This window comes from Streptomyces sp. Ru72, assembly GCF_002920635.1.
GTDB lineage: Bacteria > Actinomycetota > Actinomycetes > Streptomycetales > Streptomycetaceae > Streptomyces.
In genome coordinates this window covers 1-11742 of record NZ_PQSR01000161.1, presented here as the reverse complement: position 1 = coordinate 11742, position 11742 = coordinate 1, and the positions used below count along the sequence as shown (strand labels likewise).

The following is an 11742-nucleotide window of genomic DNA, read 5'->3' as shown; positions in this document are numbered from 1 at the left end:
TCGATCAACAACTTCTGTTAGGACCTCTAAGCCTTCGCCTGTTGCCTCCGAGCCTGTCGTTCCTCCTTTGACGCGGCCGCAGTCGGCCGAGGCTCGGCGTGTGCGGGCGGCTGAGTTGTTCGAGCAAGGACGCTCGAGTGCTGAGATCGCACGGATGCTGGGGGTCAGCGACGAAAGCGTACGGCGGTGGAAACGGGTGTGGGAGGAAGGCGGCGCTGATGCCTTGCGGCGACGCCCGGCCACCGGTCGTCCGCCGAAACTGGACGATGCCCAGGTCGAACAGGTGCGGACCGCGCTGGAACAGGGCGCCCAGGCGCATGGCTTCGAGGCTGATCTGTGGACGCTGGAGCGGGTTGGTCTGGTGGTCGAGCGGGTGGCAGGGGTGTCATTGTCGCGGGCGTCGGTCTGGCGTCTGCTGACCAGTCGGTTGGGCTGGAGCCTGCAGCGGCCGGAGCGTCGGGCGGTGGAGCGGGACGAGTCCGAGATCGCCCGCTGGATCGCTCATGAGTGGCCACGCATCGAAAAGGGGCGATGAACAAACGTGCCTGGATCGTCTTCCTCGACGAATCGGGCGTCTCGCTGCTGCCCCAGGTCCGCCGCACCTATGCACCCCGCGGCCGCACCCCGCTCCTGCGACATCGGCTGAACTGGAAGCGCGCCTCAATGGCCGCGGCTCTCGGCTACCACGCCTCAGACCGCGACCGCGGGCCTCGCCTGTGCTTCCACCTCAAGCCCGGCAGTTATGACACCGCCGCTCTGATCGAGGTCCTTCAACAGCTCAAGGTGTTCTACCGCGGAGAGCGGGTGGTGCTGGTCTGGGACGGACTGTCCGCCCACTGGAGCCGGACCATGCGGGCTTGGGTCGCCGAACAGGACTGGCTGACCCTTGAACGATTACCGGCTTACGCGCCTGAGCTCAACCCGGTGGAGCTGCTGTGGTCGTCGCTCAAGAAACGCGAACTCGCCAACCTCGCCGGCGACCACCTCGCAGACGTCGCCGACGCCACCGAACAAGGCATTCGCCGCATCAACCAGAACGATCAACTCCCCTGGTCCTTCCTCACCCACACCAGACTCACCATCCACCCAACCCCACAGAACTAACGAAAAGATCAGTAAGCCGACCAGGTCGCCACCGCCTGCGGCGAGGCCGATTCCGGTGGTCGTCCGCCCGGCCTCGACAGCGAGGTCTACAAGCAGCGCAACACTGTCGAGCGGTGTATCAACCGCCTCAAGCAGTGGCGCGGTCTGGCCACACGAACCGACAAGCTCCTGATCGCCTACCAGGCCGCACTCCACCTCGCGGGCATCCTCATGTGGACCCGACGCTGACCAAAGAGGCAAAACCTAGGTGCTGCCTCTTTGAGGTGGGGTGAGTGCACGGATGACGTGGTCGATCAAGGTGTCGAGATACTCGGGCTCTGGCAGGCCGAGGTGGAAGACCAGGCGGTGGTACAGCGGGCCGTAGAACAAATCGAGGGCGACGTCCAGATTCGCGTCCGGGTGGAGTTGGCCCTGTTCTTGAGCACGCCGCATACGCTGCTCAAACTCCTCGATACGCGGCCGAATCAGGCGCTCACGCACATGGTCTGCCAGTTCCGGGTCACGGAGAGCGTCGGCGATCAGCCCTGCGAGGGGGGCGTGCGACGGTGGGGAGAGGAAGCCGATGACAGCGGCTAGCTGGGTGCGCATGTCGGTGGCGAGGTCGCCGGTGTCGGGGTGGGGGGCCGAGATGTCGGCTGCCTCGTGGAGGGCTTCGAGGACGACGGCGCCTTTGGACGGCCACCACCGGTAGATCGTCTTCTTGCTGACGCCGGCGCGGGCCGCGATGCCTTCGATCGTCACTCGGCCGTAGCCCTCTTCGCCACACAGATCGAGCGCCGCGGTGAGGATCGCGTCATGGCTCTTTTGGCTGCGCCGCTGCGGGTTGGGGGGCTTGGTCACGGCACAACGGTAACAGGACACGACACGTAGCGTGTTGACAGATGCACGACCGCGCGGGCAGTCTCTGCGACACAGGCGACACGCTACGTGTCGTGTCCAAATGAGGGTCGGGGCTTTGCGTCCTGTGTGCTGCATGAACGTGAGTGAGGTTTCCTATGGACAAGGTGTTCTCGGCCGATGGCACGGTCATCGCCTACGAACAGCAGGGGTCGGGCCCTGCAGTGGTGCTCGTCGGCGGTGCGTTCATGACCCGCGGCGATTCCGCCGAGCTGGCAGGCCGGCTGGCCGAACGCTTCACGGTGATCACGTACGACCGCCGTGGGCGCGGTGACAGCGGGGACGCTCCGACATACGACGTGCAGCGCGAGGTCGAGGACCTGGACGCGCTGATCGGGCACGCGGGCGGCAAGGCCATGGTCTTCGGTATGTCCTCCGGCGCCGTGCTGGCTCTGGAGGCCACCGCCCGGGGCAGCGCCGTGACACGGCTGGCCCTGTACGAACCGCCCTTCATCACCGATGCCAGCCGTCCGCCGCTGCCCACCAACTATGTCGCTCACCTCAAGGAACTCGTGGCGCAGGGCGCGTACGGCGATGCCGTGGCCTACTTCATGACGGCCGCGGTGGGCCTGCCGCCCGAGGCCGTCGCCGGCATGCGCCAGGCCCGGTTCTGGGCCGCCATGGAGGCCACCGCCCGGACCCTGCCCTACGACGGCCAGGTCATGGGCGACACCATGTCCGGCCGCCCCCTGCCCGCCGACCGCTGGCAGTCCGTGACGATCCCCGTCCTCGTCGGCAGCGGAGACGCCGGCGCACCGCACATGCTTACCGGTGCCCGAGAACTCGCCTCCCTGGCAGACAATTTCTCCCTGCACACCTTCCCCGGCCAAGAGCACGACATTGACCCCAAGCTCCTCGCTCCCGTTCTGACCGACTTCTTCACCACCGGGGCGCAGGCATGAGTAAGGTCTTCGCTGCCCTGGGCATGTCCATCGACGGCTTCGTCGCCGGCCCCAACGCCCGTCCCGACAACCCGCTCGGCGACGGCGGAACCGGTATCCACGAATGGATCTACGGCGTCGAGACTTGGCGAGCCCGCCAGAACATCGACGGCGGGCAGACCAACCAGGACGACGACATCGTCCGGGAGAATTTCGCCCGCGCAGGCGCCTACATCATGGGACGACACATGTTCGCCGAAGGGGAGGTCGGCTGGCCCGACCCGCCACCCTTCCGTGCACCCGTCTTCGTCCTCACCCGCAACCCGCGGGACCCCTGGGTCAGACAGGGCGGCACCACCTTCACTTTCGTCGCCGAAGGCATCCACAGCGCGCTGGACCAGGCCCGCAAAGCAGCCGGGAACAAGGACGTGCAGATCTCCGGCGGCGCCGACACCGTACGGCAGTTCCTCGCCGACGGCCTCCTGGACGAACTCCAGATCCACCTCGCGCCCCTCGTGCTCGGCGCGGGCGTCCGGCTCTTCGACGGCGTCTCGCCCGAACTCGGCCTCATACCCACGCGGGTGATCGGCTCCCCGCAGGTCACCCACCTCACGTACCAGATTGGGGAGCGAGAGGCGCAGGCCGGCGAGCAAGCAAGGGCGGCCGTGACCTGACGGCGGCGGCCATGTGTTCGTAACGGAGGCCAAGACTTTGCTGCGCTTGTGCCTAATAGCGAGACAGAACCTAAGGGTCTGAACTGCTTGAGCTTGTCGATGGCTCTCTCCGCCGTATTGCGATCCTTAGAGACCATCTCAACTGGGACGGGTGCGGTTCGTTTCGAGTGAAGGTCGCGGTCAAGCGATGAGGGTGTAAGTCCGCTGGTTGGGGGCGGGATAGAGGCGCTCGTGCTCGCGTGCGAGATGGAATCGCCAGTAGGCGTCGGAGTCGCCGTTGGAGATGAGAGTGCGGAGTCGCAGGATGGCTTCGACTCCGGGCAGGCCCCAGCGGCCTCCGGTGATGTCGAGGCGGTCGCCGATCAGGTGGCGGCAGGCGCCCCTCGACCGCGCCGGTGGCGATTGGCCACCCCTTGTCGAGGGCGGTGTCGTAGCGGAGTTGGTCGAGGTGGCCGGCCAGGTAACGATGACAGGCGTCGACGGCCTCGCGGCGGGCGGCTGACAGTCTTTCCTGGTGAGCTTGAGCTGTCATCTCTTGGGCGGTGCGGGCGGCCTGGCCTGCGAGGATCGCGGTCAGGTTGTCTGCGGCCCAGGTTTCTGCCTCGGCGGTGCCGGGTTTGTGGAAGGCGTGGGCGGCCGCCCAGGCATACTCCGCAACGTGGACGAAGTCCAGCAGCACGTGGACCGTGACGTCGCGTCGGCTGGGTGCTGATCAGATCGAGCTGGTGACGGGCGCCGTCGACCAGGACGATCCAGGGCCGCAGGTGCTTCGGGTCGCGGGCGTGGGCCTGGTCGAATGTGTCGGCGATGACCTGTTCGGGCGGGCGGATCAGGGAGGCTGTGCACCACTTGCTCTCGGCCTTCGGTCCGGGGCGGGCCCGGCGCTCGCCGCTTCGACCGCCGGCGGGTGGATCACGTCGTGAGGGCGCCTCGGCGCGGGTCGGATGTCGAAGACGCAGGCCACGGTGGCCATCCGCTTCCGGTTCGGCTTCTCGCCCGGCGCGAGCCGTGCGCGATGGCCGCCTGCGGCTTTCGCGGCGGCCCGGCGGGTGGCCTCGCGCAGGGCCTCTGGGCGCATGACCACGCCCTTGCCGTCGACCTGGACCACCAGCGGCATGTCCCGACTGCACGGCAGCGGGATCCTCGCATGGTAGAAGTCGTCGACGTCGACCGCGGCCGCGACCACCAGTTCTTCGAGTCGGCGTTTGCCCAGCACCTTCCCGCAGCGACGCTCGACCGCCTGCTGGGCTTGGTCGAACGACCCGCGCAGGGATTCGGTGACCGCGAGTCGGCGCAGGCCCATCGAGTGCCGGCTTGCCGGCAGCGACAGCGCCGCGTCGGTGGGGTGGACGTTGCAGACGCCGGGGCCTCGGTGGGCGACCCGGGTGACGCGGACCAGACCGAACACGCTGGCCAGCCAGCGCGAGTGCCCCGTCTCCCGCCAGGGCCGCAGCTGTCCCTCCGGCCCCTCACCACAGGTCTGCCACTGGCACGGATCTGTTCCTCTTCCCGTCGGGCGCGTAGGTCAAGGTGGTCCTGCAGCAGCTGCCGTAACAGTTCCCGCCCGGCCGCGTCGAGGTGTTCCTCCAGCTCGGCGTGGGTCCACGCGCTCGCATCACCGCCCGACAGGGTCTGCATCAGCGATTCGAAGGCGCTGACCGAGCGAGCAAGGGGTCAGTGGTGGCATGAGTGTCGTACGGTGTCATCTCCAGGGCTCTTCCTGTCCTGCATCCGATATGGGTCGCACCTTTGAATGTAGGCGGAAGCGCCCTTCTGTCAGCGGGAGTTGGGTGAAGCAGCCGTCCGGCGGCGGGCCGGGGCGAACAACCCGGGGGCCTCTTCGTCGAGCCAGCCCCGCTCCACCAGCCGTTTGAGCTTCGACCGGGTGCCCTCGATCTTCCCGGTCTCGGCCGGCAGCCCGATCCTCGGCACGATCTGCTTGGCGCGGATCGGCCCCGGCGCATCGGCCACCACTTCCACGATGTCGCGGTACACCGACGGCAGCGCGTCCGGCATCATGCCGGGTTGCCAGTTCGGCACGGTCAGCACCTCGATGACCTGCCGCTCGGCCCCCGCATACGCCGACACCACCCGCTCACCCAATTGCGACGGTCCGGCGTCTGCCACCACGGGCATCTCGGGCTCCATCTCCGCGAGAACCTCGGTGACCGTCTCCCGTGTGATCCGCAGGCGCTCCAGCCGCTTACGGGCCAGCTCCAGCTTCCCGGACAGCTCAGCAAGCTCGGCTTCCAGCTCTTCCACCCGAGCCCGAGCGGCTGCCTCGCGGGCTTCCAACTCCTCGAACAGCGAGCCCATCTGCCACCCTCCTCCACCACCACGGTAGAGACGAGCGGCCGCGAATACAGCCCAGACGGAGGTCGGATGTCGGCGGCAGGGACTAATGTCCGTGCTCGCCGTCGATGGGAGAGCCGTGAACACGCACATGCAGTGGTCGGGAGTTCGGGAACGCGTCATCGCAGTGGAGGAGGCCGAGTGCCGAGACCGTGGCCGTGGGCCATCTCCATACCCGACATTCGAACCCGTCCTGACTCCCGCCGAGATCGCCGAGGTCGAAGCACAGTTCGGTGTCGCGCTCCCCGACGAGTACCGCACGTTTCTGGCGGAGGTCGGATCCGGCGGCCCCGGACCGGCACTCGAGCTCACGTCGTTGCGCCGAATCGACGGGAAGTGGGGATGGGTCTGGGAGAACGACGAGGACCATCCCTGGCTGCTGGACCCCAGTGGGCCGTTTGTCGAGACGGAAGATTGGGCCGACCAGCAGATAGCGACCCTTCGCGCCGCCGGGTACGAACCCACTACCCGTGACGAAGACGACGACTATCTGGACGACTACCGCAAGGCTTTCGGCGACGCCGGCGACGAGGTCTGGCACCTGGAACGCGGGCGGGGTGCGATCCACATCAGCGACAACGGATGTGGGATGACCGGCTGGCTCATCGTCGTCGGCCCGCACCGCGGGGAACTCCGGGACCGGGACTGCGCGGTCAACCCGCCCTTCGAGCCGTATGTCGATGCAAGCGGAAACCGTCATACCTTCCGCACCTGGTACCTCGAGTGGCTTGAGCAACGTGAGAGGGCAGCTCGATGATCAAGGGCTGGTAACCCGGGCCCGCCTTACACACAGCGGCCTACTCAACCCTTCCCTTCAAAGGAACTGCACCCAAGTTCTTTTGGCTCCAGCTTGATCGACATTGGATTCGGCCCCACATGCCCGGCTAGGTGACGACATGCCCTCGTCGGAGTGAATACTGTGGGCCGCCTGCCCGATCCCGACAGGGTGTGTCCGTCGTTCACGGTCATGTCGGAGGCCGTGCCGTTGGTCGTGGCCGTGTCGAAAGGCCAGGGTGGGCTTGTCGCGTGTCGAGCTGTTCGAACACATCCGCCGGGATGTGCGTCTTGATCCGTCGCTGTCGCAGTGGGCCTTGGCGAAGAAGTACGGGGTCCACCGGCGGACGGTGAAGCAGGCGATCGCGTCGGCGGTCCCGCCGCCGCGGAAGGTGCCTCGTCGGAAGTTCCGCATCTTGGATCCGGCGGTGGGGTGGATCGACGCGATGGTGCGGGAGGACCTGAAGGCCCCGCGCAAGCAGAAGCACACCGTCGAACGGATCGTGAAGCGGGTGGCGGAGGAACACGACTTCGACCAGGCGTCGTACTCGTCGGTGCGGAACTACGTGCGCAAACGCCGTCCGGAGATCGCGGCCGAGGAGAAGGAAGGCAGCCGCCACCTGGAGGGGATGGTCCCGCAGATGCACCTGCCCGGCGAGGAGGCCGAGGTCGATTTCGCGGACGTGTGGGTGCGGGTGGCCGGCGAGGCGGTCAAGTGCCACCTGTTCACGCTGCGGCTGTCCTACTCCGGCAAGGCGGTGCACCGGGTGTTCGCCTCGCAGGCCCAGGAGTCGTTCCTGGAAGGTCATGCGGAGGCTTTGCGCGTCCTGGGCGGGGTCCCGACCAGGCACATCCGTTAGACAACCTCAAGCCCGCCGTCCGGCGGGTCTGCACCTGCCGCAGCCGGGTGGAGTCCGAGCGATGGACTCTGTTCCGCTCGCACTACGGCTTCGACGCCTTCTACTGCATGCCCGGCGAGGACGGCGCCCACGAGAAGGGCGGGGTCGAGCAGGAGGGCGGCCGCTTCCGTCGGGCCCACCTGGTCCCGGTCCCCGACGTCGCCTCGCTGGAAGAGCTCAACGCCCGCCTGACGACGATCGACGAGGCCGGGGACCAGCGGATGCTGCGGGGCAAGCTGACCACGGTCGGCTTCAACTCCCGCATCGAGCAGGACGAACTGGCTCCGCTGCCGGCCGAGGAGTTCGAGTGCGGGATCACACTGACGCCGAAGGTCGAGCGGACCAGAAGGATCACCGTCCGCCAGTGCTACTACTCGGTGCCGGTCCGCTTCATCGGCCAGCGGGTACGCGTTCTGCTGCGGGGCAACGAGCTGCTGGTCTTCAACAAGCGAGAGCTCGTCGCCCGGCATTCACGACTGACCCGGCGGGGCGCCTACCGGGATGTCCTCGATCACTACCTGGAGATCCGGCTGGTCAAGCCTGGCGCCATGCGGGGATCGACCGCGCTGGCCGCCGCCCGGGCCGAGGGCACGTTCACCGCCGCCCATGAAGCGTTCTGGGCGGCCGCCCTCAAGGCTCATGGCGACGCGGCGGGCACCAGAGCGTTGATCGAGGTCCTGCTGCTGCACCGGCGGCTTCCCGCCGAGGCGGTCCAGGCCGGCATCGCTGCCGCCGTCAAGTCGGGTTCCACCAGCCCGGAGGTGGTGGCCATCGAGGCCCGCAAGGCCGAGGCCGCCGCCCGGGACCCCGAGCCGGAGGACGACGCGAACGATCCTCCGCCCTGGACCGAGGAGAACGTCGGACGGGTGCTGTCGCGCTGCCCCAACGACGGGCCACTCAGCCCGAGGACCGGCGCCTACCGCCGACGGTGGACCGCTATGACCAGCTGCTGACCCGCCATCCGAGAGGTTCCGCCTGACCGACAACACCGCCCTCTTCGACGTCGGGGTCCCGCAGCCCCGCAAGGACGCGGCCGCGGCCGGCGCGGTCGAGACCGTGATCGATGAAGCCTGCCGGACCCTGCACCTGCCCACGATCCGCTCCCGCTGGGAGGAACTGGCCGCCACCGCGCTGAAGGAACGGCTCACTTTCAAGGACTTCCTGGCCGACCTGCTGGAAGCCGAGTGCCTCCAGCGCGAGGAACGCAAGAAGGCCCGGCTGGTCCGGGAGGCGAACTTCCCCCGCCCCAAGCGGCTGGAGGACTTCGAGTTCGACAAGAACCGAAACATCGTCCCCGAGCAGGTCAACACGCTAGCCGACCCGGCCTGGGTGAAGGCCGGCCTGCCGCTCTGCCTGATCGGCGACTCCGGCACCGGCAAGTCCCACCTGCTGATCGGGATCGGCACCGCGATCGCCGAGGCGGGCCTCCGGGTCCGCTACACGACGACGGCGAACCTCGTGAACGAGCTGGCCGAGGCCGCAGACGAGAAGAAGCTGGCCCGCACTCTTGCCCGATACGTGCGTGTTGACCTGCTCTGCCTGGACGAGTTCGGATATCTCGACCTGGACAAGACCGGCGCGAAGCTGCTGTTCCAGGTCTTCACCGAACGCGAGGAACGACGGGCGATCGCCATCGCGTCGAACGCCCCGTTCTCGGAATGGAAGCAGACCTTCACCGACCCGCGGCTCTGCTCGGCGATCGTGGACCGGGTCACCTTCAACGCGCACATCGTCGAGACCGGCACCGACAGCTTCCGTCTGGCCCAGACCCAGAAGAGACACCGCCAAGGCTGACAGGGCCGGTCAAACACAATCCCATCATGCGTGAGCGCGCGTCGGCCCCGGGAAACAGGCTCCGGGAGCGGGTTCGTGGGCGACATACTGGCCGCTGTGACGACTTACGAGACCAAGACGCGATGAGCACACCGACCCTGGTCGTCGTGAGCGGCGGCCCCGGCACAGGGAAGACCACGCTCGCCCACGAACTCGCCCGTGTCCTCGGATGCCCCGCGATCATCCGCGACGAGATCAAACAAGGCATGGTCATGTCCCATCCTGGCTACCAGAGCGGCGGCGACGATCCCCTCAACTACCCGACCCTGGACGCCTTCTTCGGAGTACTGAAGGTGCTCCTGAAGGTCGGCGTCACGGTGGTCGCTGAAGCGGCCTTCCAGGACCGGCTGTGGCGGCCGAACCTCGAGCCGCTCACCGGCCTCGCACATCTCCGCGTCATCCGCTGCACCACCGACGCCGACATTGCCCACGACCGCATCATCCAGCGCGCCAAGGAAGACGCCCACCGGGCCGCCCACGGCGACCAAGACCTGCTCGACTCCATCGCCGCCGGAGGACACTCTCTCGACTCCTTCGTCCCGATCTCCTTGGACGTCCCCACCCTGACCGTGAACACCTCACACGGCTACCAGCCAGCTTTGCCGGACATCGCAGCCTTCGCCCGCGCATCCGTCCACGATGGTGCGTCACCCGAACGCATGATGGAAAGCTAACGTGCCGCTCAGAGCGGAGTTACTGACGATCTTTGCGTTATATCGCCGAACGGTTAGAAGAACAGCTGGCCAGATCCCATGCAGCCGCCCGGCATCACGACCGGAATCTCAGTAACCGACAAGCTCCCGCACAGAGGCGGACGCCCCTCGGGGACGCCGGCCTCTTCCATGCTGAGCCCGCCCGTTCTCCGCCGACCGAGCCAATGCCCGTCCTCGTCGTCCACCGCGGATCGGAGAATCCGACGGTCCCGGATCGAACACGGGTCGAGATCCTGCGGTCCGTCGAGCCTGTCGGGGGCCCTCCGTCCGGTCCGGATCCGATGCGATTCACGCTACCGTCCAATCGTTCAATGTAACTCCCGATCATGGGAGATGCATCGGTGACCAGTGAGAACGTAGCCGAGCACGAGGCAGGCGAGTCGGCAGCGGCTGTGTCGGCGAAGGCCGTGGACGACCAGCTGATCGACGAGCTGGTGAGCCGGGCCCAGGCCGAGGGCCTGCAGCTGACCGGTGAGGGCGGGCTGCTGCCGCAGCTGACCAAGCGGCTGCTGGAGTCCGCCCTCGAAGGTGAGATCACCGATCACCTCGGCTATGACAAGCACGATCCGGCGGGCAAGGATGGCGGTAACTCCCGCAACGGCAAACGCTCCAAGACCGTGCTGACCGACGTGGGACCGGTGGAGATAGCCTTGCACCGCGACGGGGACGGCTCCTTCGAGGCGAAGACCGTCAAGAAGCGACAGAAGCGCCTGACCGGAGTCGACGAGACGGTGATCTCGCTGGCCGCGAAGGGCCTGACCACCGGTGAGGTCCAGGCCCACCTTGCGGAGGTCTATGGCGCCGGGGTCTCCCGGCAGACCATCTCCACCATCACCGACAAGGTCCTCGAGGGCATGGCCGAATGGCAGAGCCGACCCCTCGACGCCGTCTATCCAGTGGTCTTCATCGACGCCATCCACGTGAAGATCCGCGACGGCGCGGTCGCCAACCGCCCCATCTGTGTGGCGCTGGCCGTCACGACCGAGTGTCGGCGGGAGATTCTCTAGCTGTGGGCCGGCGACGGCGGCGAGGGCGCCAAGCACTGGCTGCACATCCTCACCGAGATCAAGAACCGCGGCGTGAGCGACGTGCTGATGCTGGTCTGCGACGGGCTCAAAGGCCTGCCCGAAGCAGTGGAGACGGTCTGGCCTCGCACCATCGTGCAGACCTGCGTGGTCCACCTGCTGCGGAATTCCTTCCGTTATGCGGCCCGCCAGGACTGGGACAAGATCGCCAGGCTCCTCAAGCCCGTCTACACCGCTCCGACCGAGGAGGCCGCCCTGGACCGGTTCGCGGAGTTCGCCGACGCGTGAGGCAGGAAGTATCCGGCGATCGTGAAACTGTGGGAGAACGCGTGGGAGGAGTTCACTCCGTTCCTGCGGTTCGACACCGAGATCCGCCGGATCATCTGCACCACCAACGCGATCGAGTCGGTCAACGCGCGGATCCGGCGAGCGGTCAAGGCCCGCGGACACTTCCCCAACGAGCAGGCCGCCCTGAAGTGCGTCTACATGGCCATCATGTCGCTCGACCCCACCGGCAAGGGCCAGGCCCGCTGGACCATGCGCTGGAAGACCGCGTTGAACGCCTTCGACATCACCTTCGACGGCCGACT

General features: G+C 67.3%; 9 protein-coding genes and 4 pseudogenes. 10 read left to right on the top strand and 3 right to left on the bottom strand.

Going from position 1 to position 11742, the window contains the following annotated elements:
* The first annotated feature begins 100 nt into the window (after positions 1-100).
* The 3 genes and pseudogenes from C3488_RS37550 to C3488_RS37540 all read left to right on the top strand — a co-directional run.
* Entirely contained in the window at positions 101-535 is a 435-nt protein-coding gene (locus C3488_RS37550; protein ID WP_181139355.1) for an IS630 family transposase, read from the top strand.
* Complete coding sequence (locus C3488_RS37545) at positions 532-1104, top strand: IS630 family transposase (RefSeq protein ID WP_103845332.1); 573 nt, start codon at positions 532-534, stop codon at positions 1102-1104. The genes C3488_RS37550 and C3488_RS37545 overlap by 4 nt, the downstream gene beginning before the upstream one ends.
* Before the next feature lie 29 nt (positions 1105-1133).
* A pseudogene (locus C3488_RS37540) lies at positions 1134-1332 on the top strand (IS5/IS1182 family transposase); the annotation flags it as partial.
* 15 nt (positions 1333-1347) lie between these two features.
* On the opposite strand, the gene C3488_RS37535 reads toward C3488_RS37540, so the two are convergent.
* Positions 1348-1944, bottom strand: coding sequence for a TetR/AcrR family transcriptional regulator (locus tag C3488_RS37535; RefSeq protein ID WP_103845331.1), 597 nt, complete (start codon positions 1942-1944; stop codon positions 1348-1350).
* Between the two features lie 155 nt (positions 1945-2099).
* Between C3488_RS37535 and C3488_RS37530 the strand changes: the two genes are divergently transcribed.
* Both C3488_RS37530 and C3488_RS37525 read left to right on the top strand, forming a co-directional pair.
* The gene (locus C3488_RS37530) at positions 2100-2903 is read left to right on the top strand and encodes an alpha/beta fold hydrolase (protein ID WP_103845330.1); all 804 of its coding nucleotides are present in this window, start codon (positions 2100-2102) and stop codon (positions 2901-2903) included.
* The gene (locus C3488_RS37525; RefSeq protein WP_103845329.1) at positions 2900-3556 is read left to right on the top strand and encodes a dihydrofolate reductase family protein; all 657 of its coding nucleotides are present in this window, start codon (positions 2900-2902) and stop codon (positions 3554-3556) included. Before C3488_RS37530 ends, C3488_RS37525 begins: the two co-directional genes overlap by 4 nt.
* A 180-nt stretch (positions 3557-3736) precedes the next feature.
* On the opposite strand, the pseudogene C3488_RS37520 reads toward C3488_RS37525, so the two are convergent.
* Together C3488_RS37520 and C3488_RS37515 are read right to left on the bottom strand one after the other, a co-directional pair.
* Positions 3737-5262 (bottom strand): annotated as a pseudogene (locus C3488_RS37520) (ISKra4 family transposase).
* A gap of 70 nt (positions 5263-5332) precedes the next feature.
* Complete coding sequence (locus C3488_RS37515; RefSeq protein ID WP_103845328.1) at positions 5333-5872, bottom strand: hypothetical protein; 540 nt, start codon at positions 5870-5872, stop codon at positions 5333-5335.
* A 91-nt stretch (positions 5873-5963) separates the two neighbouring features.
* Here C3488_RS37515 and C3488_RS37510 point away from each other — a divergent pair, with 91 nt between their 5' ends.
* From C3488_RS37510 to C3488_RS37490, 5 genes and pseudogenes are all read left to right on the top strand, one after another.
* Positions 5964-6665, top strand: coding sequence for an SMI1/KNR4 family protein (locus C3488_RS37510; protein ID WP_181139354.1), 702 nt, complete (start codon positions 5964-5966; stop codon positions 6663-6665).
* A 262-nt stretch (positions 6666-6927) separates the two neighbouring features.
* Positions 6928-8560 (top strand): annotated as a pseudogene (istA, locus tag C3488_RS42810) (IS21 family transposase).
* Between the two features lie 77 nt (positions 8561-8637).
* Positions 8638-9375, top strand: a complete 738-nt coding sequence (gene istB / locus C3488_RS37500) for an IS21-like element helper ATPase IstB (protein WP_258053892.1) — start codon at positions 8638-8640, stop codon at positions 9373-9375.
* A gap of 122 nt (positions 9376-9497) precedes the next feature.
* Positions 9498-10088, top strand: coding sequence for an AAA family ATPase (locus tag C3488_RS37495; protein WP_103845325.1), 591 nt, complete (start codon positions 9498-9500; stop codon positions 10086-10088).
* A 365-nt stretch (positions 10089-10453) separates the two neighbouring features.
* Positions 10454-11742, top strand: a pseudogene (locus C3488_RS37490) (IS256 family transposase); the annotation flags it as partial.

What these genes read in the sequence shown, in the direction of transcription:
- C3488_RS37515 (WP_103845328.1), bottom strand. Translation starts at nt 5,872, where the DNA reads ATGGGCTCGCTGTTCGAGGAGTTGGAAGCCCGCGAGGCAGCCGCTCGG.
- C3488_RS37530 (WP_103845330.1), top strand. Translation starts at nt 2,100, where the DNA reads ATGGACAAGGTGTTCTCGGCCGATGGCACGGTCATCGCCTACGAACAG.
- C3488_RS37525 (WP_103845329.1), top strand. Translation starts at nt 2,900, where the DNA reads ATGAGTAAGGTCTTCGCTGCCCTGGGCATGTCCATCGACGGCTTCGTC.
- C3488_RS37495 (WP_103845325.1), top strand. Translation starts at nt 9,498, where the DNA reads ATGAGCACACCGACCCTGGTCGTCGTGAGCGGCGGCCCCGGCACAGGG.
- C3488_RS37545 (WP_103845332.1), top strand. Translation starts at nt 532, where the DNA reads ATGAACAAACGTGCCTGGATCGTCTTCCTCGACGAATCGGGCGTCTCG.